This is a genomic window from Streptomyces sp. NPDC058279, assembly GCF_042881255.1.
In the GTDB taxonomy this organism is placed as follows: domain Bacteria; phylum Actinomycetota; class Actinomycetes; order Streptomycetales; family Streptomycetaceae; genus Streptomyces.
Window position 1 is genome coordinate 418,037 of the sequence record NZ_JBHVYA010000003.1, and the last position, 23,134, is coordinate 441,170.

Genomic DNA, 23,134 nt, shown 5'->3' on the forward strand with positions numbered 1-23,134 from the left:
CCGGCGCCCTAGACTGGCCAAATGACCGGCCTGATCGCATTTCGCGAGATCGTCCTCAAGGTTCACAGCAGATGCGATCTCGCTTGTGATCATTGCTATGTCTACGAACACGCTGATCAGAGCTGGCGAGCCCGGCCGAAAGTGATCTCCCCCGAGGTCATTTCACAGACCGCGGCGCGGCTCGCCGAACATGCCCGTGACCATGCACTCCCCTCCGTCACGGTGATTCTCCACGGAGGGGAACCCCTGTTGGCGGGCCCCGCCCGACTACGCCTGGTGTGCGAGGAGTTCACCCGAGCGCTCGCCGGCATCGCCGCGTTGGATCTGCGGATCCACACCAACGGGCTCCAGCTCAGCCGCCGTTACCTAGACCTCTTCGCCGAGTTCGGCGTCCGCGTGGGCATCTCCCTCGACGGGGACCGCGCCGCGAACGACCGCCACCGCCGGTTCGCCGACGGACGCACCAGCCACCCCCTGGTCCTGGCCGCCGTCGCCCTGCTCCGTTCGGAGCCGTACCGCCCCCTCTACCAGGGTCTGCTCTGCACCGTGGACGTCGCCAACGACCCCGTCGCGGTGCTCGACGCCCTCGTGGAGCTGGCACCGCCCCGGGTGGACTTCCTGCTGCCGCACGCCACCTGGGAAACCCCGCCGGTCCGCCCCGACGGCGCCCCCGACGCGTACGCGCGCTGGCTGCTGCGGGTCTTCGACCACTGGGAGCGCCTGGGGCGACCGGTCTCCGTACGGCTCTTCGAGTCCCTGCTGTCCACCCTGCGCGGCGGACCGAGCCTGACCGAGTCGCTGGGGCTCGCGCCGACCGACCTGGTCGTCGTGGAGACCGACGGGACGCTGGAGCAGGTCGACTCCCTCAAGAGCGCCTACGAGGGCGCCGCCGCCACCGGATTCGACGTCTTCGGCCACTCCTTCGACGAGGTCGCCGCCCACCCGGGGGTGCGGGCCCGTCAGCTGGGTCTGGCCGGGGTCAGTGCCACGTGCCGCCGGTGCCCCGTCGTACGTTCGTGCGGCGGCGGCCTCTACACCCACCGCTACCGGGCCGACCCGGCCGGCGGGGGCGGCTTCGACCACCCCTCCGTGTACTGCACCGACCTGCGCGAGCTGATCGACGGGGTCGAGGGCCGCACCGCGTCCCGGCAGACCGCGCCGGAACTCACCGACCCGGCCGAACTGGCCCGCTCGCAGGAGCGGCTGACCCGGGTCCTGCTCGCCCGCCTGAACGCCGACCGTACGGGTGATCCCGACTGGGCGCGGTCCTGGGAGCTGCTGGCCCGGGTGGAGCGTTCCGGGGAATCGGGCGCGAACGCGCTGGGCGCCGTACTGGACCACCCCTTCACCCGCACGTGGGTCCTGGAGGCCCTGGACGCCGGGCGGGACGGCCGCCCCGACGGCGAGGGCGCGGCGCGCAGGCTGGCCGCGCTCGCCGCCGCGGCCGTGCTGCGCGGCGGCCTCGACCTGCCGGCCGAAGTGCCCTACCGGGACGGCGAGGTGTACCTGCCGACACTGGGACTGCTGCGGTTGGGCGAGCCCGGCACCCGGGGGCGGGCCGCGCTGCGGGCCACCGGGACGGGGTACGCGGTGCGCGACGGCCGCGCCGAGCACCGCTTCGGCCCGGCGGCGGGGGACGCGCGCTGGCTGCCCGTACGGAGCTGGTCGCCGCCGGGGCCGGACGCCGCCCCGGTGGCGCTGGAGGACCTCGACCCGTACCGCAACTGCTTCGCCCGCCCGCCCCGGCTGCGGCTGGGCGCCGGGGAGGCCGACGAGTGGCGGGGCAGGCTCGACGCGGCCTGGGCGCTGCTGCACACCGCCGTCCCGGAGTTCGCCCGGGCGGCCGCGGCCGGGCTGACGACGCTGACCCCGCTCGCAGGTGGTCCCCGGGCCCCCGGCTGGGGCGAGGCCGGGCGGCACGGGCCCGGGGCGCTCGGGGTGCCGTACGGCGCCGGGGTCCGGGAGACGGCCCTGGCGCTGCTGACGGGGCGGCGTCGGGCGCGGCTGCGGGCGCTGACCGAGGTGGCCGACCTGTACGCGCTGGACGGGCAGTGGCAGCACCCCTCGCCCTGGCGGGAGCGCCCGGTGCCGGTGTCCCGGCTGCTGGCCGACGTGCACGAGCGGGTGGCGGTGGCGGCGTACCGGCGGGCGACGGCGGCCCCCGAGCCCGGGGCGTCGGACCGGATCCAGCGGGCCCTGGACCGGCTGGCCGGTGCGGCCGAGCTGACCAGTACCGGCAAGCGGCTGGTGGCGGAGCTGCGGTGGGAGTCGAAGGCGGTCGACGCGTGACGTCGCCCGGCGGCCCGGGCACCCTCGCGCTGGCCGGGGAGTTACGCCGGCTCGGGGTGCGCCCCGGGGCGTCGCTGCTGGTGCACGCCGCGCTCGGCGGCACCGGTCTGCGGACCGAGTCGCTGCGCGACGCGCTGAGGGGAGTGCTGGGGCGGGACGGCACCTTGGTCGTGCCCGCCTTCACGTCGGAGAACTCCCGTACCTCCACGGCGCACTTGGAGCGGATCGCGGGTCTCACCGAGCCGCAGGTGCGGGAGTTCCGGGCCCGGATGCCGGCGTTCGACCCGCGGCGGACCCCGAGCCAGGGCGTGGGGCGTTTCGCCGAGACGGTCCGTACCTCCCCGGGCGCCGCACGCAGCGGGCACCCGCAGACCTCCTTCGCGGCGCTGGGAAAGGCCGCGCGGCGGCTGTGCGCCGGTCACCGCCTCGAATGCCACCTGGGCGAGGAGTCGCCCCTGGGAAAAATGTGCGGGGAGGGCGGCCAGGTACTCATGATCAATGTGGGATTTTCGGTCTGCACCGCTTTCCATCTGGCGGAGTACCGAATTCCGAAGCCCCCCTTGCGCATGTACGACTGTGTGGTGAAGGTGAACCTTCCGGGGGGACGGCGGGGGGAGGGGTGGACGACGTACGAGGACGTCGCGCTGGACGACAGTGATTTCGCGGAGATCGGCGACGCGTTCCCGGATTCACGGTTGCGCAGGGGTCGGCTGGGAGGGGCACGGGCCGTGCTCTTCTCGATTCCCGACGCCGTGGGACACGCAATCGACTGGATGACCGAAAACAGACGCTGATTGACTGAACGATGAGGGGATGTGGCGAAGCAGCTCCGGAATGATGTTTCTTCGCTCGCATCTTCGGGACGGGGGTCGTGTGCCCGCATCAGTGCAGCCGTACTTCTTTCTGAGTTATGCGCATACGCCGAGATTCGGGGCCGGGGGGCCCGACCCCGACATGTGGGTCGAGCGGCTCTTCCGTGATCTCTGCAACCACGTGATGGCGCTGACCGATCTCCCCGCCGGTTCCGAGGCCGGCTTCATGGACCGCGAGATACGCAGTGGCGAGGGCTGGTCGGAACGGCTCGCGGCGGCGCTCGCCACCTGCCGGGTCTTCGTCCCCCTGTTCTCGCCGCGCTACTTCGCCAGCGAGATGTGCGGCAAGGAGTGGTTCGCCTTCGCGCAGCGGGCGATCCAGCACGGGGCGCGCCACAACGAGCCGCCGCCGGAGGCCATCGTGCCGGCCCTGTGGGTGCCGGTGCCCGCCACCCACATGCCGGGTCCCGCCTCGCGGTTGCAGTTCAACCACAACACCTTCGGCGAGCGCTACGTCACCGACGGCCTGTACGGCCTGATCAAACTCCGAAGCTACGCCGAGCAGTACGAGGCGGCCGTGTACGAACTCGCCAAACGCATCGTGCACGTGGCCGAGACGGTGCGGATCGACCCGATCAAGCCGCTGGACTACCGGGTGGTGCCGAGCGCGTTCGGCGGCAACGGCGGCAACCCGGCCCGCACCCTGCACATCACGGTGGCCGCCGCCTCCCGGCACGACCTGCCGGAGGGCCGCAGCCCCGAGTACTACGGGGACAACGCCCTGGAGTGGAACCCGTACCACCCGGTGGCGCAGCGGCCCATCGCCTACGTCGCCGAGGACGTGATCCGCAACCTCAACTACCAGACCAGCCTCGGCTCGTTCGACGACGAGGCCGGGCACTTCGACAGCAAGCAGCCGCCGACCCGGCCGGAGATCCTGATCGTCGACCGCTGGGCGGTGGAGGACGAGCAGCGCCGGCAGCGCCTGGCCGCCTTCGACCAGGAACACCGGCCGTGGATCAACGTGGTCGTGCCCTGGAACCGGTACGACCACCAGAGCCGGGCGAAGGAGGGCGAGCTGGCGGACCGGCTGGAGGGGACGATGCCGGTCAAGATGAGCCAGGGCCGGGCCGCCTGCCGGGCGGCCGCGAACGGCGTCGCCAACATGGAGATGCTCGGGCAGATCCTGCCCCAGGTGGTCGAGGCCGCCGCCCAGCAGTTCCTCAGACACGCCCAGGTGTACCCGCCGGCGGGCGGCACCCACACCGAACGGCCGCGGCTGATCGGGCCGATGGGGATGGACGAGCCGCCGCTGCCGCCGCCGCGCGTTCCGTTCCCGCCCGACACCGAGGCGGGCGGGAACGCACCGGGCGGGACCGACACCAACGACGTCAGCGACACAGAGCGGGGGGACACGGATGACAGCCGGTCGTGACAGCCGTGGCGGACGCATCGTCACCTTCTATTCGTACAAGGGCGGAACGGGCCGCACCATGGCGCTGGCGAACACCGCCTGGATCCTGGCGGCCAACGGCAAGCGGGTGCTGGCCGTGGACTGGGACCTGGAGGCGCCGGGCCTGCACCGCTTCTTCCACCCCTTCCTGGACCCTTCCACGCTCGGGGCCACCACCGGGGTCATCGACCTGATCAGCGAGTACGCCTGGGCCGCCACCAGCCCGGTGCAGCGGGCCGACGACTGGCACAGGGACTACGCGCGGATACAGCCGCACGCGGTGTCCCTCACCCCGGAGACGCTGGGCTGGGAGTTCCCCGACGGCGGCACGCTCGACTTCGTCTCGGCGGGCCGGCAGAACCGCGAGTACTCGGCGACCGTGTCCACGTTCGACTGGGACAACTTCTACGACCGCCTCGGCGGCGGCCTCTTCTTCGACGCGTTACGCGCCGACATGAAGCGGAACTACGACTACGTGCTGATCGACAGCCGTACCGGTCTCTCCGACATCGCCGACATCTGCACCGTGCACCTGCCGGACGTCCTGGTCGACTGCTTCACCCTCTCCGACCAGTCCATCGACGGCGCCGCCTCCGTGGCCCGGCAGATCGACGAGCGGTTCAACGACCGCGGGATCAAGATCTACCCGGTGCCGATGCGCATCGACGAGGGCGAGAAGGAGAAGGCGGACGCGGGCCGGGCACTGGCGCGGATCAAGTTCGACCGGTTCCCGGGCGGCCTGGTCGGGGACGACCTGACGTCCTACTGGGGCGCGGTGGAGATCCCGTACCGGCCCTACTACGCCTACGAGGAGACCCTGGCCACCTTCGGCGACGAGGCCGGGCTCACCAACTCCCTGCTCTCGGCGTTCGAGCGGCTCACCGCCGTGGTCACCGAGGGCGAGATCACCTCGATGCCGGCCATCGCCGAGGACGTCCGGATGCGCATCCGGGACGCCTTCACCCGGCGCCGGCCGGCCCTGCCCGCGGACCTGTTCCTCTGCTACGTCGCCGAGAACCGGATGTGGGCCGACTGGATCGAGTCGGTGCTCACCCGGGCCGGTTTCCGCGTGGTGCCCAAGGACGTGTCGGCGGAAGTGGCCCCCGCCCCGACGTCCGGGTCCGGGTCCGGGTCCGGGTCCGGGGACACGCTCGGCGGTGCGGGCATCGGCGTCGACAACGCCGCCCGCACGGTCGTGCTGCTCTCCAGCGCCTTCCTCAAGTCCGCGCGCGCCGTGGAGGTGTGGAACCGGGCCGCCGCCGAGGACCCGACGGGCGGCCGGCGTCAGTTGGTGCCGCTGCGGGTGGGCGACGTACGGCTCGCGACCCCGTACATCGACCGCAATCCGGTGGACCTCTTCCGCCTCGACGAGGTGCACGCGACGACCGCCCTGCTGCGGGCGGTGGAGCGGCCCATGGCCCTGAACGACACGGTCAACAGTGCCTCCCAGCCCGGTCCCCGCTTCCCCGGGACCGTACCCAAGATCTGGAACGCGCCGCCCCGCAACACCGGTTTCACCGGGCGCAGCATCGTACTGGAGCGGATGCGCAACCAGCTCGGCGGCGGCATGACCGTGGTGCTGCCGCAGCCGCAGACCCTGTACGGGCTCGGCGGCGTCGGCAAGACCCAGGTGGCGCTGGAGTACGTCCACCGGTTCATGGCGGACTACGACCTGGTCTGGTGGATCTCCTCGGAGCAGACCGACGACGTGGTCGCGGCCCTCGCCGAGCTGGCGGTCCGGCTGGGCGCGCAGACGGGCGAGGACATGGCGGCCGCCTCCCAGGAGGCGATCGACCTGCTGCGGCGCGGTGTGCCCACCTCGCGCTGGCTGCTGGTCTTCGACAACGCCGACGATCCCGAGACGCTCAAGCGGTTCTTCCCGCCGGGCGGCCCGGGGCACGTCCTGGTCACCTCCCGCAACCAGTCCTGGTCGCAGTACGGGGACGCGCTGCCGGTGGACGTGTTCCTGCGCGAGGAGTCCGTCGAGCACCTCCAGCGGCGGGCGCCGGGACTCTCCCACGAGGACGCCGAGCAGGTGGCCATAGCGGTGGGTGACCTGCCGCTCGCCGTCGAGCAGGCGGGTGCCTGGATCGCGGAGACCGCCACGCCCGTGTCGGCATACCTGGAGCAGTTGGCGCAGCAGGCCGCGAGCGTGCTCGGGCTGAACCAGCCGGCCGGTTACCCGGAGCCGGTCGCGGCGACCTGGAACGTCTCCATCGAGCGGCTCCAGTCGCGCTCCCCGGCCGCCGTACGGCTGTTGCAGTTGTGCGCCTTCTTCGCACCGGAGCCGATATCCGCGAACCTGCTCTACAGCAAGGAGATGATCAACGCCCTCAAGCCGTACGACTCCTCGCTCCAGGAGAAGTTGATGCTGGGCCGGGTGATCCGGGAGATCGGCCGGTTCGCGATGGCCAAGGTCGACCAGGTCGGCAACAGCATCCAGGTCCACCGCCTCGTCCAGGCCGTGATCCGGGCGCAGTTGTCGGAGGAGGAGCAGCGCGAGGCGCGGCACGCCGTGCACCGCATCCTGGCGGGTGCCCGGCCCGATGACGACGAGCCGATAGACAACCCGGCCACCTGGCCCCGGTTCAACACCATCTGGCCGCACCTGACGCCCTCCGAGGCCCGGTTCTGCAAGGAGCCGGAAACCCGCCGGCTGTTGATCGACCGGGTCCGGTACCTGTGGAAGCGGGGCGACTTCAAGGCCGCGTACCAGCTCGGCGAGGAGCTGCGCGAGGTGTGGAAGGAGATGCTCGGCGACAGCGATCTGCAGTACCTGTACCTGCGCTTCCACCTGTCGAACATCCTGCGTTCGCAGGGCCGCTTCGTGGAGGCGAAGGAGCTGGACGAGGTCACCCTGGAGCGGCAGCGGACGGCGCTCGGCCCCTCGCACCCGCACACGTACATGACCACCAGCGGCCTGGCGATGGACCTGGGGGCGCTGGGCCGCTACGGCGAGGCGATGGAGCTGGCGACGGCCGCGCACGAGGGCTTCGGGCAGATCTTCCACGAGGCGCACCCGCGCACCCTGGCCGCCGCGAACAACCTGGCCCTGAACCTGCGCATGGTCGGGCAGTACTCCCGGGCGCGGGAGATCGACCAGGAGGTGTTCGACCGGCGCACCGAGGTGCTGGGCCCGGACCACCCGTACACCCTGTCCTCGGCGCAGAACCTGGCCCGGGACCTGCGCGAGGTGGGCCGGTACGACGATTCGGTGCAGTTGCTGAGCCGGACCTACGACATCTACAAGCGGACGCTCGGCCGGGCCTTCCCGGGCACCCTGTCCGCGGCGAAGAACCTGGCGGTGTCGCTGCGCCGGGCGGGCGACGTGGAGGACGCGCTGCGGCTGACCACCGCGACCCGCAACCGCTACCGCGCCAAGTACACCTCGGTCAACCCGGACCTGCTGGCCTGTGAACTGAACCTGGCGGCGGACCTGTTCGCGACCGGTGACCCGGGCGCGGCGCGCGACCTGGCCCAGGAGGTGGTGGACGAGTACGTGAAGGTGCCGGGCGAGCGGCACCCGTACACCCTGGCCGCCGTCAACAACCTGGCGGTGTTCCACTGGGGCACGGGCGCCGCGGACACGGCGGAGCCGATGCTGCGCCAAACGATCCGGCACATGCGCGAGGTGCTGGGCGACAACCACCCGCACACCATCTTCGGCAACCTGAACCTCGCCAACGCCCTCGCCGACCTCGGGGACCCGGAGGGCGCGCTGGAGCTGGAGCGGTTGGTGGTGCTGCGGCTGCGCGAGGCGCTCGGGACGCACCACCCGGAGACCCTGGCGGCCGCCTCGAACATGGCGGTCAGCCTGGACATGATGGGCCGCAAGGAGGAGGCGGCCCGGGTCCGGACGGAGACGGTGGCCGAGCTGACTCGGCTGCTCGGCGAGGACCACGGCCTGACCCGCTACGCCCGCGACGAGCGACGGGTCCACCGGGACCTGGAGCCGCTCGCCGTGTGATCCGACGGAGGGCGGCCCCCGCACGGGCCGCCCTCCGCCCCTACAGCAGACCTGGGGGGTTGCTGTGAGCGACAGCATGACGTTCCGGAACGAGGACCTGCCGGCCCTCTTCCACCACACCGACCAGGCGGCGATCTCCCGACAGCGGGAGTCCACCCGGGCCACGCGCCGGCAGCTGATGCTGCTCGTCGCGGCGGCGGCCGCCGCGACCCTGCCCGCCGCGCCCGCCGCGGGCCCGCTGCACCTGTTCGGCGCGCTGAGCGCCCTGGCCTACGCGGGGGTGCTGGCGGTGGGCGTACGGGCGACCCGGCGCCGGGCCCGGCCGCAGTGGCAGCTCAACCGGAGCGCGGCGGAGTTCATCAAGTCGCTGGCCTGGCGCTACGCGGTGCACGGGGCGCCGTTCGGCAGTGACGTCGGCGCCCCGGAGGCGACGTACCGGACGCGGCTGGAGGCCGGGCTGGACGAGCTGCGCAAGATGGGCTGGGAGGACCCCCGGACCGCGGGCCTCGTGCCGGAGGGCGGGGAGATCACCGGGGCGATGCAGCGGCTGCGCGGACTGGGCTACCAGGTGCGCCGGGAGACGTACGTACGGGACCGGCTGATCGAGCAGCGCAACTGGTACCAGCGCAAGACGGAGGCGTCCCGGCGGGCCACGGCGCTGTGGTCGTGGACGATCGTGCTGCTGACCTGCGTGGCCCTGTTGTTCGCGGTGCTCGGCGCGTTCGGCTCGGGGCCGGGTCCGGCGCTCACGGCGCTGCTGAGCGCGGCCGCGGCGGCGGCGATCGCCTGGAACGAGGTGCGGCGCCACCATCCGCTGATCGAGGCGCACACGCTGATCGAGCAGGACCTGTCGGCGATGATGGTCGTGATGCAGACGACGATCACCGAGTCGCAGTGGCCGTCCGCGGTGTACGAGACGGAGCGGTACGTCTCTCCGCAGCACACGGACTGGCTGGCGCGGCACAGCAGTTGACCGCGGTCCCGGCCGGGGCGTGGCTCATTCCCGGGTCACGCCCTCGCGCCAGAGGACCGTGACGGGTTTGCCGAGCGCCCGGGCGTAGGCGACGATCTCGCCGGTGCCGCCGTGCCCCCGGGCCGGCAGCCCGTCCCAGACGGCGACCAGGCGGTCGCAGGATTCGGCGATGTAGGTACCGGCGGCGTAGTACGCCTCGTCGGTGGAGCGGGCGAAGCCCATCCGCACTTCCTGGGCGGCCCGCCGCCTGAGCCGGCGGTAGCGGGCCAGGGCTTCGGCGTCCGCGAAGTCGTCCTCGTAGTCCTCGCTGGGAATCACCACGGTGAGGTCCGCGCCGCACTCCAGGGCGATGCCGGCGAAGAGTTGGTCCGCGCCCTCCGCGAGGCTGGAGAGCACCTCCAACGGCCCCTCGCGGCCGCACAGGACGCCCCGCAGGCCCTGCCTGACGTCGGCGAGCGCCTCGACGGGAATCGACCGGTGCCCGGTCACCCCGATGCGTTTCATACGGAAACCTGCCTCCCCCCGGAAACACGCACGCCCTGGACATCCTCCCAGAAGGCGGGAGGACGTCCAGGGGTACGAAGGGCGCGGGTGGCTCAGTACACGCTGACGCCATAGGCGTTGAGGGCTTCCACGACCGGCTGGAAGAAGGTGGTCCCGCCGGAGGAACAGTTGCCGCTGCCGCCGGAGGTGAGGCCGATCGCGCGGCTGCCGGAGTAGAGCGGGCCGCCGCTGTCGCCGGGCTCCGCGCAGACGTTGGTCTTGATCATGCCGTAGACGATGTCGCCGTTGCCGTAGTTGACGGTGGCGTTGAGGCCGGTGACCGTGCCGCCGTGGACGCCCGTCGTGGAGCCGCGGCGGGTGACGGACATGCCGGTGGTGGCGTCGGCGGCGCTGGTGATGTCCTGGCTGCCGACGGTGCCGGGCGGCGTGGGCGAGTTGCTCGCGTACTTGATCAGGCCGTAGTCATTGGTGGGGAAACTGGAACCGACGGTGCTTCCGATGGTGCTGCTGTGGGAGGAGTTGGTCCACCAGGTACCCGCGCCGTCGGTGCAGTGCCCGGCGGTCAGGATGTAGTAGTTGGACCCGCTCCGGACGTTGAAGCCGAGCGAGCAGCGCCAGCTCGACGCGTAGATGGCGTCGCCGCCGGAGAGCAGCTTGCGCAGTTTGCCGGAGGTGCGCTCGATCCGCAGGGCCGCGGCGTCGGCCCCGGCCTCGCGGCGGATCCTCGCGATGTCGGCCGCCGTGACGGTGGAGTCGGCGGTGACCACGAGGGTCCCGGTGGCGGGGTCGGTGTTCCAGGCAGTGCCGGCGACGTCGGCCCGCAGGACGGAGGCTTCGGCCGAGGCCAGCCGGGCGGCGCTGAAGCCGCTGTCCTTGGTGTCCGCGGTGTCCGCGCTGGCGGCGGTCGGCAGCGCGAGCGCGGCGACGGCAGCCGCGCCGACGGCGGCCGCGAGCAGCCTGGTACGGGTGATCTTGGTCCTCACTTCGTCCTCCCGGTAAGGGATCGGGGCCCGGCGGCTGTGGGGGTGCCGGTGCCTGTGAGGGAGCGGCCGGGAGCACGGCGGACGCCTCGACGTTCGCCGTGCCCCTGACAAGTCCCTGGAGAGACGCTGACGGGAGTGTCCTGGCGTCAGATTGTCGGAACAAGGGCGCGTTTCAGCCGTCGCTCACCCGCCGCCACCGCGAACGGCAGGGTGTTGCCGGGCGGCGGGAAGGGACAGATGAAGTGATCGGCGAAGGCACAGGGCGGCAGCAGCGCCCGGTTGAAGTCGACGGTGACGGAGCGGTCCGCGGCGGGGGTACCGGGCCGCAGGAAACGGAACCGGTAACTGGTCGTGCCGCTGGTGGCGTCGGCGAAGACGGCCCAGAGACTGCCGTCCTCGCCGTCCACCGCGACCTGGAGGGTGTGCTCCACGCCCCCGTGGACGAAGGACAGCTCACCGCCGAGACCGAGCCCCCGGACCCGCCCGTCGACGTTCTCGACCTGGACGGTCTGGTCCTCGCCGTAGGGGCGGAAGTGGCCCGCGAGCACGAAGTCGGGATCGTAGGGGCCCGCCTCGATACCGCCGAAGGCGCGCCGCGCCCCGGCGGTCGGGTCGAAGACGCGGACCGCCCACTCCCCCTCGCGCAGGATGACCACGAGGCGTACGTCCCCGGCCGTGACCCGCGCGTGCGAGGCCGGGCCTTCGTCGGCGGCGACTACGACGTCCCCCGTGAAGGGCTCACCGTCGAGGCTGAGGCCGTCCTCGGGTCCGGCCCGCAGGGCCACCCCGCCTTCGGTGACGCGCCAGCGCCCCGGAACGGCCGGAATTCGACCGTCCGGGAAGTCGGCGAGCCAGTGGGTGCCGGTCAGCGAGAGGGGTCCGTAAGGGGCGGACACGGTGGCCAGCCGGCGCTCGTGCCACTGCTTCCAGGCGGTGTCCGGGTCGTCCGCCGCGTGACCGCCCGCTTCGTGATCGCTCATGGCCATCAGCCCTTCCACACGGGCGGTGGGGGGAACCGCCCGGTACTCCGTCCGGGCGCTCGGGTCACCTGACAGGAGGTCAGCAGCCGTCGCAGGGACAGCAGCAGTCGCACCCGTCACAGCCGCCGCAGTCACAACCGCTGCAGTCGCCGCAGTCGCAGTCGTCGCACCACGCGTCGCGCTTCTCGCGCGACCAGGGGCCCTCGTGGTCGGTGCAGCACAGTCGGCACGTGCAGAACAGGCCCACGGCGACCGCGCAGCCCGCGAGCAGCCCGCGGCGCGGCTTCCGCGGGGGCAGCCCGCCCCCACCGCCCCAGCCGGGCCCGCCGGGCCCCCCGGGGCCACCCGGACCCATCGGCGGGGCCGCGCCCGGCCCGCCCGGCGGGTACGGGGCGTACGGGCCGCCGCTCCCGTAGGGGCCTCCGCTCCCGTACGGGACTCCGCCCGCGCCCGGGGCGCCGTAACCCTGCGGGGGCGCCCCGAAGCCGCCCTGCCCGGCGGAGTCCGTCCCGGCATGGCGGCAGCCACCGGTTCCGAAGGCGCGGTCCACGGAGGTGCGCAGCTCGTGCACCAGCAGCCGGTGGGCCAGGCCCGCGTCGGCGAACTCCACCTCGCGCAGGGCGAGCCGGATGCCGTGGAGGGCGTCGTCGCACAGCCGTCGGGCCTCGGCGAGCGGGGTGCCGGTGGCCGTGAGGGGGTTCCAGGCGCCCGCAGCGGCGTCGGCGGCCCGGTCCTCCACGGCGTCCAGCAGGTGCGCGAGCCGGCCGAAGTAGCGGCCCGCCTCGGCGAGCGCGGCGGCGTTGCCGGGCCGACCGGCGAGGACCGCGGTATGGGCGAAGGCCGCCGCCGTCGCGGTCTCCGTCGGCTCGGTGACCACCAGCACCGGTGTGCCCGGACCGGCCAGGGCCTCGATGCCGCCCTGCCGGTCGACGGCGTCCACGAGCACCGCCGTGTCGAAGCCGAGCGAGGCCCCGGTACGGGCGCCGGCCCGGTCCCAGCCCCGGGCGACCTTGCGCGCGGCGGCCGCGATCGGGGCGCGCGCCAACAGCCCGTCGCGGTCGGCCACGTGGTCCCGGACCTTCGCGGAGGCCAGCACCAGGGAGACGGCGGCGGCGAGGCGGGCACCCTGCCCGTCGGCCACCGCGGCCGTCCGCATGCCGCGCAGCGGGCACGGCCCGGCGGTGCGCCGCGAGCCGGCGGCGGGCCCCGACTGAGCCTCCGTCAGAACGGAGACCAGCAACCCGTCGTAGTTGGTGACGATCCTGGCGAACTGCCCGTGGTCGCCGCGAAGTGCCAGGCACAGCCCGCACAGATGAGCCATCCACTCGGTCTTGAACCGCTCCCCGAGCCGGTGCGTGCAAGGTCTGACGATGCCGAACAAGTGCGCTTCCCCCGTGTCATACGTGTGCCAGGCGGGCATGGTATCGAGCCCGCTCGTTCACCCGTACGCCCGCAGCCCTCACCCGGACGGCGCCCGCAGTCGTATTTTCACTCAGTCAGCAGTGGCAGGCGCTCGGAAGCTTGACGGTGCAACGGATGTTCTGCACCAGTACCGTCACGAAACCCGTGCGCGCCGACTATCCACTTGGCGCGTTGTCAGCATCATGGACGACCATAGGGGCAGCGGAAGAGAAGACAACTGACCGCGGTGAAAGGAGGCGTCCATGGGTTCGGTGCGCAAGGCGAGTGCCTGGTTGGGTCTCGTGGAGGACAACGACGACGAGCGGTACTACGACGACGACTACGCGGAGGCCGTGGAGCGGCAGCACGGCGGTTCGGTGTCCGGCCCCGGGGACCAGTGGGTCACCGACCCGCGCGTCAAGGTGGCCTCCGAGTCCGCGGTCGAGCAGGGCCGGCGGATCGCGACCGTGACGCCCGACGGTTTCCGTGACGCGCGGGGGATCGGCGAGCTGTTCCGCGAGGGCGTCCCGGTGATCGTGAACCTGTCGTCCATGGAACCGGCCGACGCGAAGCGCGTGGTCGACTTCGCCGCCGGTCTGACCTTCGGACTCCGCGGCTCGATCGAGCGGGTGGCGACCAGGGTCTTCCTGTTGACCCCGGCCGACACCCAGATCGTCAGCGGCGAGGCGGGCGGCCGTGCCCGCGACTTCTTCAACCAGAGCTGAGCAGGGCCATCACCGGCCCACGGCCTACCGGAACGCGTCGAGCCCGGTGAGCGCCTTGCCCAGCACCAACTGGTGCATTTCGACGGTTCCCTCGTAAGTGAGGACCGATTCGAGGTTGGTGGCGTGCCGCATGACGGGGTATTCGAGCGAGATCCCGTTGGCACCGAGGATGGTCCGCGCGGTGCGGCAGATGTCGATGGCCTCGCGGACGTTGTTGAGCTTGCCGAAACTGATCTGCTCCGGCCGCAGGGTGCCCGCGTCCATGCGCCGGCCCAGGTGGTGGGCGAGCAGGATGCCCTTGTGGAGTTCCAGTGCCATGTCCGCGAGCTTGGCCTGGGTGAGCTGGAAGCCGCCGATCGGCTTGCCGAACTGCTCCCGCGTCTTCGCGTAGTCGAGCGCGGCCTCGAAACTGGCGCGGGCCGCGCCCATGGCACCCCAGATGATCCCGTACCGCGCGTGGCTGAGGCAGCCCAGCGGTCCCTTGAGCCCGGTGACGCCCGGAAGCACCGCGTCCGCGGGCAGCCGTACGTCGTCCATCACCAGCTCGCTCGTCACCGACGCGCGCAGCGACCACTTGTGCTTGATCTCCGGCGCGGAGAAACCGGCGCTGTCGGTGGGGACGGCGAAGCCGCGGATCCCCTCGTCGGTCTGCGCCCAGACCACGGCGACGGACGCGACGCTGCCGTTGGTGATCCACATCTTGCGGCCGTTCAGCACCCAGTCGGTGCCGTCGCGCTTGGCATAGGTGCGCATCGCGGCCGGGTCCGAGCCGACGTCCGGCTCGGTCAGCCCGAAGCAGCCGATCAGCTCGCCGGCCGCCATGCCGGGGAGCCAGCGCTGCTTCTGCTCCTCGGAGCCGTACTTCCAGATCGCGTACATCGCGAGCGAGCCCTGTACGGAGACCAGCGACCGGATGCCGGAGTCGGCGGCCTCCAGTTCCAGGCAGGCCAACCCGTACTGCACGGCACTGGCCCCCGCGCACCCGTAGCCCCGGAGGGACATCCCGAGCGCCCCGATGGCGCCGAGTTCGCGGGCCAGCTCCCGGATGCCGGGCAGCTCGCCGCGCTCGTACCAGTCGGCGATATCCGGCAGCACCCGGTCCGCGGCCCAGCGGCGTACGGCGTCGCGGACGGCGAGGTCCTCGGAGCTCAGCAGATCGTCGAGCCCGAGCGGATCGGTGGGTACGAAGGACACGTGGCCTCCCGGCGGCCTGGAAGAAACCTAGCGCCGCAAGTTTCTCCTCCCAACGCCCTCTTTTCCAGCCCCACCGGCCGGAGGCGCCGGCGGGCCGGATCAGCCCCGCCGCACCACCGCGTCACGCTCCGCCCGCGCACCACCGGACCGTCCCTGCGCCGGCACCGGCGCCCGGCCGGCCTCCGACTCGTCTCCCACCGCGTCCCCGCACTCCATCACCCTCGGCAGCCGCAAGGCCATCCCCGCCCCCGCGAACAACAACCCCGCGCTGACCACCAGCGTCACGTGCAACCCGTGCACGAACGCGTGCCCCGCCGCGGCGTGGAGCGCCTCCCCCGCCGGCCCGCCCAGCCGCGCCGCGATCCGGTACGCCTCGCCCAGCGAATGCGCCGCGTTCCCCGAGTCGGTCGCGGACACTCCGGGAACGTGCTCCAGCCCGGGCGCGTACGCCGCGTTCATCACGCTCCCCAGCAGCGCGATGCCCATGCCGGCCCCGAGCTGGTACGAGGTCTCCCCTATCGAGGCCGCCCCGCCCGCCTTGGTCGCCGGCACCTCGCTCAGCATGGACTCGTACGCCGCGAACAGCGTCGTCTGCAGCCCGAAGCCGAGCAGCACGAATCCGACGGTCAGCAGCACCGGCCGGTCCTGCTGTCCCATCAGCGTCAGCAGCAGCACCGCGCAGGCGGTCAGCACGAAGCCCAGCGAGACCATCGTGCGCGGCCCGACCCGCTGGAGGGTGTACGAGCCGGTGGCGCCCGCGGCCATCGCCGCGAAGGTCAGCGGCAGCAGCCGCAACCCCGTCTGGAGCGGGGTGAGGTGCAGCACCAGTTGGAGGTACTGGACGGCGATCAGCTCCAGCCCGACCAGCGCGAGCATGGCGAGCACGATGCAGCCGACGGACGTCGAGAAGGCGGCGCGGGAGAACATCCGCATGTCGATCAGCGGATGTGTCCGCCGCTTCTGGCGCCGCACGAACAGCACGAGCAGCGCCACGCCGAGCAGCAGCGGCAGCAGCGCCTGCGCGTCGGCGAGCTGCCGCTCCGCGCCGAACCGCTTGACCCCGAGCACCGCCGCCAGCACCCCGCCGGCCGCCATCAGCGCGCCGACTACGTCCCAGGGCCCGTCGGCGGAGCCCTTCGACTCGGGCAGCAGCCGGTGGCCGACGGGAAGGATCAGTGCCATCAGCGGGATGTTGATGAGGAAGACCGAACCCCACCAGAAGTGCTGGACGAGGAACCCGCCGAGCACCGGCCCGCTCGCCGCGCCGACCGCGGCGACCGCGGTCCATATCCCGATGGCGAGCGCCCGCTCGCGCCGGTCGGGGAAGACCTGGCGCAGGATCGACAGCGTGGCGGGCATGATCATCGCCCCGCCCACGCCGAGCAGGGCGCGCGCGGCGATCAGGACCTGCGCGTTGTCGGCGAGGGCGGCGACCGCGGAGGCGACACCGAAGAGGCCGTAGCCGAGCAGGAGTATCCGGCGGCGCCCCACCCGGTCGCCGAGGGTGCCGAAGAGGATCAGCAGCGCCGCGCACACCAGCGGGTAGGCGTCGACGATCCACAGGAGTTCGATCGCGCCGGGGCGCAGGTCCTCGGTGACGGAGGGGACGGCGACGTGCAGGATCGTCGCGTCGAGCGCGACCAGGACGAGGCTCACGCAGAGCACGCCCAGCGCCAGCCAGCGGTTGGTGCCGCCGGTGCCGGCGCTGATCCGTTGCCGGGGAGACGCGGGGGGAACCGGAGAGCGCTCACCGTCGCCGGTCGTGTTCGTCCCCGACATGCATGTACCTCCCAGGTGATCCCTCGCACTCGGCGGACCAGCGTCTTGCGGAGCCGCGGAGGGTGGTGCGCTTGCGGCGTCCTGCGGGGTCCGGCATCGACTCGCGCGAGTGAAGGGTCAGCGTACGCGAGTTCGTCTGCCCGACACGTGGTCAAGCTCTCATCACGGTGACGGCCCCCTTGTGGTGTGCGCCACTCCCCTTTCCCCCTCGCCGGGCGTACGGCCGCCGCCGCTGGTTCCGGTCCGTGGCCGGGGGTCGGCGGCGTCGATAATCGTGCCCGTGAACCATCTCGTACTGCGGCGGGTCGCGCCCGCGCTGACCGCCTTCGCCGCGATACGCCTGCTCGGGCTGGCCGCGCTCGCCGGGTGGGGGGCGGCGGTCGGCAGCAGCCCGCACACCTTGCTCTCGGCCCGCTGGGATTCCCTCTGGTACGCCCGGATCGCCGCCGAGGGGTACGGGTACGAGGTGATCCTGCCGAACGGCGGCGTTCACTCGAACCTGGCGTTCTTCCCGCTGCTGCCCTGGCTGGAGCGGCTCGTCGCCGCGCCCACCGGATTGTCGTACGGCTCCGCCGGCCTGGTGGTGTCGCTGGTGGCGGGGTTCGCGGCGGCCTGGGGGATCTTCGCCGTCGCCGCCCTCCTCCACGGTCGCCGGGCCGGGGTGATCGCCGTGGCGCTGTGGGCGGCGCTGCCCGTCGCGGTGGTGCAGTCCATGGCGTACAGCGAGTCGCTGTTCACCGCGCTGGCCGCCTGGGCCCTGTACGCGGTGCTGCGCGGGCGGTGGCTGACGGCCGGGCTGCTCGCGGCGGGGGCGGGGCTGACCCGCCCGGTCGGGGCCGCGGTGGTCGCGGCGGTGTGGGTGGCGGCCGTACTGGCCCTGCGGCGCGGCGAGCGGTCGTGGCGGATGGCGGCCGGGGCGCTGCTGGCGCCGATGGGCGCGGCGGCGTACGTCCTGTGGGTCGGCGCGCGCACGGGAACCGGGCTGCTCGGCTACCTGGACGTGCAGGCCGGCTGGGGCAACGGATTCGACGGCGGCTTGGCCTTCGCCCGGTTCATCGGGGGCCGGCTGGCGTCTTCGGCGTTCGCGGCCGGGCTGGGGCTGATCGCCGGGGTGCTGCTGGTGCTGTGGCTGTACGGGCTGTGCCTGCGGCAGCGACAGCCGGCGCCGCTGCTGGTGTACTGCGGGGTCGTGGTGGCGCTGGCGCTGTGCGCGTCCGGGTACTTCGGCTCGAAGCCGCGGCTGCTGTTGCCCGCGTTCCCCCTGCTGCTGCCCGTGGCGGTGGCGCTGGCCAAGTGGCGGACGGGCCGGACGGCCGGCGTCCTGGGAGCCTTGGTCCTGGTGTCGGCGGTGTACGGGGCCTTCTGGCTGAACGGGTCGGGGCCCCCGTGAGTGCCGCCGGCCGACGGGTGATCAGGGAGACAGGTGATCACGGAATGGATCATTCCGATCCATGTTTGAGCAAAGTGATTGAGCTGCGGCGATAAACGACGAGTAAGTGTGCGGATAATTGCCGGGCGAGAGTTCCAACCGCAGCCTGAATAACGGTAATTAAGCCCGCGTGAGACCAACTCCACATCACATGGTCATCACAAAGCCCGCGATTCGCCCGGGCCGCCCTTCGACGCGCGGTAACGTCGATTGAGTGCGTACCGACCAAATCCTGACCCGTCTGGAGCGGGTCTTCGCCCGGCTGGACCGGGAACCAGAGCGACCGGCCCATCTGCAAACTCCGCGGATGAGCCGGCATCGCGTCGTGCTCCTCGCGTCGACCCTCGCCTTCTACATCGCGATCGTGGTGGCGGTACTGACCACGTCCTGGCTGGTTCGGCTCGACTGGCAGATCATGTTCTTCCGGCCCTACGAGCAGTGGCCGCAACTGCACGCCTTCCTCGACTACCTGGTGGTCCTGGGCCAGCGCGGGCCCACCGCCGTCATGGTGGCGGCCTGGCTCGGTTGGCGGTCCTGGCGCCAGCACACGCTCCGCCCGCTGATCACGCTCGGCGTGGCGCTGCTGCTGTTGAACGTCACCGTGGGCTCCGTGAAGCTCGGCCTCGGGCGGCTCGGTCCGCACTACGCCACCCAGATCGGCTCCGCCGAGCTCTTCGCCGGCGGCGATATATTCCCTTCCGGCCACACCGCCAACGCCGTCGTGACCTGGGGAATCCTGGCCTACCTGGCCTCCACCGTGGTCACCCGCCGGGTGCTGTCGCTGGTCTCGGCGATCGTCTCGCTGAGCGTCGGCGCCACCACCGTGTACCTCGGCACCCACTGGGTCAGCGACGTCCTGCTCGGTTGGACCGCCGGCCTGCTGGTGCTGCTGGCCCTGCCGTGGTTCGAGCCGTTGATCGCCCGGTCCGAGGCGTACGTCTTCGAGGTGCGGGAGCGGCTGCGCAGCCGGCTGGAGGAGGGGCAGGTCGCCGAGCCGGTCGCCGCCGCGCTCGTCCCCCTGGTCGCCGCGGGCGGCAAGTGGCGGCTGCGGCGGGCCGAGGACGTGCCGGCCCCGGCCGGGGCGTCCGCCGGCCACGCCCCGGCGGCACGGCCCCCCGTCGTCTCGCACGGCGCGGCCCGGCCGCACGTCATACGGTCCGAGCGCACCCCGGTCACCCCGGTCGGCAGCCGCCGCCCGGCGCACACCGAACGGGCGGCCGCCCGCAGCACGGCGGCCCGGCCGGTCGCGGGCGGCTGAGCCGCCCGGTCCCCGCGGGACGGTACGCACCGCCACCCCGCGCCACGGCTCCGCGACGGCGGGCCGGTTCACCGAACCGGCCCGCCGTCTGTCGTTGATATGCCCAGCCCGTCAGCCCGACGCCGGGACGTTCCTCCGTACCGGGTCACGCTTGGGTCACGAATTGTCGACAGTTCCTCGCCGAAGCCGTTCGCCGCGGCATCGCGACCGGGCCCGGGAAAAGAGCGGCGCGGAAGACGATTCCCACGGCTTCGGAAGGCGCCTTCGGAATTCCCTCCGCCGCCCCCCGAACCGGCCTATTACCCGGGGGGAATTGCACCGCGCGTCGCCGGCTGAGCCCCCCTCAGTTTCCTTACAACTCCTTCACCGACCGGTCGAGAAGGTCCCGCAGACCCCGGATCCGCTCGGTCAGCTCCGCCGGCTCGACCACTTCGAACTCACAGCCGAGCATCATGAGGTGGATCACCAGGACGTCGAGGTTCACCGCGCCCGTGCGCAGCAGACAGCTCCGCGCGTCGACCGGTTCCAGGGTCCCGTCGCTCGGCCCCACGGTCCGGGCGGCCTCCTCCGCCGACACTTTGAGCCGCACCAGCGCCCGCGCGGCGTACGCGCGCTGGGACACGCCCCGGGAGACGTACGCGGCGAGGTCCGCGGCCGGGGGCGGGCGGGGGGTGAAGCGGGGGCCGTGCGGGGGTCGGGGCTCGATCCGGTCGGCGCGGAAGGTCCGCCAGTCCTCCCGGTCGAGGTCCCAGGCGACGAGGTACCAACGCCGCTCGGTGCAGACCAGCCGGTGCGGTTCGACGGTGCGGCGGGTGGCCGCGCCGTCGTGGTCGCGGTAGTCGAAGCGCAGCCGCTCGCTGTCCCGGCAGGTGGCGGCGAGCCCGGTGAGCACGGCGGGGTCGACGGTGGGGCCCTGCGGGCCCCGCAGCATGGGGACCGTGAACTCGTTGAGCGCCGAGACCCTCCGGCGCAGCCGGGACGGCAACACCTGCTCCAGCTTGGCGAGGGCCCGTACGGATGCCTCGCCGATCCCCTCGACGCCGTTCCCGGCGGCGGTACGCAGGCCCACGGCCACCGCGACGGCCTCGTCGTCGTCGAGCAACAGCGGCGGCAACTCCGCGCCCGCCCCCAACTGGTAGCCCCCGCCGGTGCCGGGGCTGGCGTTGACGGGATACCCCAGCTCCCGCAGCCGGTCCACGTCCCGCCGCACGGTCCTCGGTGTCACCCCGAGCCGCTCGGCCAAGGCGGCCCCGGTCCACTCCCGATGGGCCTGCAACAACGACAACAGACGCAACAACCGCGCGGAGGTCTCAAGCATCCCCGAAGTCTGCCGTCAGCCCGACCGCCACCCCACCACCGGGGCCACCCCCGCGCCCCGCCGCACACCCCACCCCCGCAGCACCACCCAGCCCCGCCGCACACCCCACCCCCGCCGGCGTTTGAGGCGCGGGGTCCGGGGCGGAGCCCCGAGCAAGCCCCGCCGGCGTTTGAGGCGCGGGTCCGGGAGGGGCCCGGGCGGGGCGTCAGCGCGGGGCCGCCCCCGCCGGTACCGCCCCACTCGCCGAAGGCACCGGCACCGGCACCGGCGAAGCCACCGGCGGAGCAACCGGCGGAGCAACCGGCAACACCAGCATCGTCCCCACCGCCACCGCCTCCGGCTTCCCCCCGATCACCCCCCGGTTCACCTCGTACAGCGCCCGCCAACCCCCCGCCACCTTCCGCCGTCGCGCGATCGAGTCCAACGACTCCCCCTCCCGCACCACGTGCATCCGCCCCGCCAACCCGTACCGCTTCGAGCACACCGGCCACGCCTCCCACCCCTGCGTGCCCAGCACTTCCTCCCCCACCCTGATCTGCTGCTCCCGACGCGCCAGATCGGCCCGCGGCGCGAAGCCCAGGCCCCCGTACTCCTCCCAGGTCGGCTGCCGGAACTGCAGCCCCCCGTAGAACCCGTTGCCGGTGTTGACCGCCCAGCGCCCGCTGCTCTCGCAGTCGGCCACGCAGTCCCAGGGCCACTCCCCGCCCGGCCCGCAGTCCCCCGGCCCCTGCCCGATCACCCCGGGCGACCCGGGCTGCGCCGCCCCCGCGGGCCCGGGCGCCGGCGGCGGCGGGACCGAGGTCGCGCGGGAGGGGAGTACGAACACCAGCGCGGCGGCGGTCACGGCCGCCGACGCGGCCAACCGGGTGCGGAGGTCGGGCATCGGGTCACGCTACGCACGCCCCTGTCACGGCCCGGCCCCGCCACGCGGCGCGCCGCCGCGCCCCACCCGGACGGCGGACCCGCCACCCGCCCCGCGAAACGGCCGACTTCGACCACCAACTGGACTCGACCGAGCGACAGTTGCCACAAATGCGAAGTGCTCTCGGGGCCGTTCACCCTCCCGGGTGGCCGGTTCGATTCCGTTCCCTCAAACGGCGTGACCCCGCGCACCGCTCCCGCGTTGTGCCCGGCGAGCCGGGAACCCCCCGGCGCCCGCTCGCCTAGTCCGAGGAGTCACCCCGTGCCGCGCATGCTCGACGTCAGTGATGAGGTACGTGCCGAAATCGGTGACGAAGAAGCCGACAGGCTGCTCGTCGGCGACGACGCGCCGGGCAGTTACGACTGCACCTCCTGCCGCACGCCCGGCGACCCCGAGCGCGAACCCACCAGCACGGTGCTGTTCGTCGGCGAGGAGACCGCCGTCCTCGCCTTCGCGCACGCCAACTGCATCCCCTCGCAGGTCGTCTCCGTCTCCGAGGAGCAGCTCCAGGGCGCCGTCCGTTCCATCACGGGCGACAGCCCGGCGCCGGCGGCCGCGCCCGCGGCCGGTGAGGCCCCCCAGGCCGTGCCCGGCGGCCAGGCCGTCCTCGGCATCACCAGCGGCCTGATCCTGATCGGCGGCGAACTGCACCCCGCGCTGGTCGTCGAGCCGACCGCGCCGATCGCCCGTCCCGGCTCGACCGGCCCCGGCGACGACTTCCTGCCGCTCCTGATCGAGCAGGGCTTCATCCCCGTCACCGACACCGGCGAGCTGCCCTCCCCGCTGCACGGCTGGTCGGTGCTGCTCGCCGCCGGTCAGCTGCACGCCGTGCTCCAGCCCGGCCCGCAGGGCGGCAGTCCCATCCACTGGTGGCAGGCGCACCAGGCGCTGTCGGTGACCGACGGCTGGAGGGCCGCCGTCAACAAGACGCAGCGCGTCCTGATCTACGCCGCCCCGGTCGGCTCCATCGGTCAGCAGCCCCGCGAGGACCTGCTCCGCGACGCCCTCGACAAGGCCGCGGCCGACGGCCAGCTGGTCGCCGCGTCGATGCCCCTGGCCGGTACGCCCGGCGCCTGACGCCCGCGCTCCCCGCGCCCCGGCCCCACCCGCGCCCCCCCCCCCGCCCCCCCGGCCGCGGGGGCCGGGG

General features: G+C 72.9%; 16 protein-coding genes and 1 pseudogene. 9 read left to right on the forward strand and 8 right to left on the reverse strand.

Features of this window, described 5'->3' with window-relative positions:
* Positions 1-21 precede the first annotated feature (21 nt).
* The 5 genes from fxsBH to ACFVXJ_RS09470 all read left to right on the forward strand — a co-directional run bounded on the left by fxsBH (position 22) and on the right by ACFVXJ_RS09470 (position 9,494).
* Positions 22-2,289 (forward strand): radical SAM/SPASM protein FxsBH, inactivated beta-hydroxylase extension form, encoded by a 2,268-nt coding sequence (fxsBH, locus tag ACFVXJ_RS09450; protein WP_389660891.1) that lies wholly within the window; start codon positions 22-24, stop codon positions 2,287-2,289.
* Positions 2,286-3,083, forward strand: coding sequence for an aminoglycoside N(3)-acetyltransferase (locus ACFVXJ_RS09455; protein WP_389660893.1), 798 nt, complete (start codon positions 2,286-2,288; stop codon positions 3,081-3,083). Before fxsBH ends, ACFVXJ_RS09455 begins: the two co-directional genes overlap by 4 nt.
* A gap of 43 nt (positions 3,084-3,126) precedes the next feature.
* A complete protein-coding gene (locus ACFVXJ_RS09460) occupies positions 3,127-4,536 on the forward strand; it encodes a TIR-like protein FxsC (RefSeq protein WP_389661020.1) in 1,410 nt (469 codons plus the stop codon).
* The gene (gene fxsT / locus ACFVXJ_RS09465; protein WP_389660895.1) at positions 4,520-8,521 is read left to right on the forward strand and encodes an FxSxx-COOH system tetratricopeptide repeat protein; all 4,002 of its coding nucleotides are present in this window, start codon (positions 4,520-4,522) and stop codon (positions 8,519-8,521) included. Before ACFVXJ_RS09460 ends, fxsT begins: the two co-directional genes overlap by 17 nt.
* 76 nt (positions 8,522-8,597) lie before the next feature.
* Positions 8,598-9,494 (forward strand): DUF4231 domain-containing protein, encoded by an 897-nt coding sequence (locus tag ACFVXJ_RS09470; protein WP_389660897.1) that lies wholly within the window; start codon positions 8,598-8,600, stop codon positions 9,492-9,494.
* Positions 9,495-9,518: 24 nt separating this feature from the next.
* Here the strand turns inward: ACFVXJ_RS09470 and ACFVXJ_RS09475 are convergent, their stop codons facing one another.
* The 4 genes from ACFVXJ_RS09475 to ACFVXJ_RS09490 form a co-directional block, all read right to left on the reverse strand.
* Positions 9,519-9,998, reverse strand: a complete 480-nt coding sequence (locus tag ACFVXJ_RS09475; protein WP_389660899.1) for a hypothetical protein — start codon at positions 9,996-9,998, stop codon at positions 9,519-9,521.
* 92 nt (positions 9,999-10,090) lie between these two features.
* Positions 10,091-10,981 (reverse strand): S1 family peptidase, encoded by an 891-nt coding sequence (locus ACFVXJ_RS09480; RefSeq protein WP_389660901.1) that lies wholly within the window; start codon positions 10,979-10,981, stop codon positions 10,091-10,093.
* Between the two features lie 146 nt (positions 10,982-11,127).
* On the reverse strand, positions 11,128-11,967 hold the full coding sequence (locus ACFVXJ_RS09485; RefSeq protein WP_389660903.1) for a DUF1684 domain-containing protein: 840 nt from the start codon (positions 11,965-11,967) through the stop codon (positions 11,128-11,130).
* A gap of 73 nt (positions 11,968-12,040) precedes the next feature.
* Positions 12,041-13,342, reverse strand: coding sequence for a DUF5685 family protein (locus ACFVXJ_RS09490; protein WP_389660905.1), 1,302 nt, complete (start codon positions 13,340-13,342; stop codon positions 12,041-12,043).
* 283 nt (positions 13,343-13,625) lie between these two features.
* Between ACFVXJ_RS09490 and ACFVXJ_RS09495 the strand changes: the two genes are divergently transcribed.
* On the forward strand, positions 13,626-14,087 hold the full coding sequence (locus ACFVXJ_RS09495) for a cell division protein SepF (RefSeq protein WP_136214944.1): 462 nt from the start codon (positions 13,626-13,628) through the stop codon (positions 14,085-14,087).
* 24 nt (positions 14,088-14,111) lie between these two features.
* Here ACFVXJ_RS09495 and ACFVXJ_RS09500 read toward each other — a convergent pair whose 3' ends face one another.
* Positions 14,112-15,281 carry an acyl-CoA dehydrogenase family protein gene (locus ACFVXJ_RS09500; RefSeq protein WP_389660908.1) on the reverse strand — a complete coding sequence of 390 codons (1,170 nt, stop codon included), beginning with the start codon at positions 15,279-15,281 and terminating at the stop codon, positions 14,112-14,114.
* Between the two features lie 99 nt (positions 15,282-15,380).
* The gene (locus tag ACFVXJ_RS09505; protein WP_389660910.1) at positions 15,381-17,060 is read right to left on the reverse strand and encodes an MFS transporter; all 1,680 of its coding nucleotides are present in this window, start codon (positions 17,058-17,060) and stop codon (positions 15,381-15,383) included.
* Between the two features lie 274 nt (positions 17,061-17,334).
* Between ACFVXJ_RS09505 and ACFVXJ_RS09510 the strand changes: the two genes are divergently transcribed.
* Positions 17,335-18,450, forward strand: coding sequence for a mannosyltransferase family protein (locus ACFVXJ_RS09510; RefSeq protein WP_389660912.1), 1,116 nt, complete (start codon positions 17,335-17,337; stop codon positions 18,448-18,450).
* Between the two features lie 253 nt (positions 18,451-18,703).
* Complete coding sequence (locus ACFVXJ_RS09515; protein WP_389660914.1) at positions 18,704-19,747, forward strand: phosphatase PAP2 family protein; 1,044 nt, start codon at positions 18,704-18,706, stop codon at positions 19,745-19,747.
* A gap of 364 nt (positions 19,748-20,111) precedes the next feature.
* On the opposite strand, the pseudogene ACFVXJ_RS09520 reads toward ACFVXJ_RS09515, so the two are convergent.
* Together ACFVXJ_RS09520 and ACFVXJ_RS09525 are read right to left on the reverse strand one after the other, a co-directional pair.
* Positions 20,112-21,065: pseudogene (locus tag ACFVXJ_RS09520) on the reverse strand (helix-turn-helix transcriptional regulator); the annotation flags it as partial.
* Between the two features lie 205 nt (positions 21,066-21,270).
* Positions 21,271-21,948 (reverse strand): transglycosylase family protein, encoded by a 678-nt coding sequence (locus ACFVXJ_RS09525; RefSeq protein WP_389660916.1) that lies wholly within the window; start codon positions 21,946-21,948, stop codon positions 21,271-21,273.
* Positions 21,949-22,248: 300 nt separating this feature from the next.
* Between ACFVXJ_RS09525 and ACFVXJ_RS09530 the strand changes: the two genes are divergently transcribed.
* Positions 22,249-23,064 carry a hypothetical protein gene (locus ACFVXJ_RS09530; protein ID WP_389660918.1) on the forward strand — a complete coding sequence of 272 codons (816 nt, stop codon included), beginning with the start codon at positions 22,249-22,251 and terminating at the stop codon, positions 23,062-23,064.
* Positions 23,065-23,134: the final 70 nt, after the last annotated feature.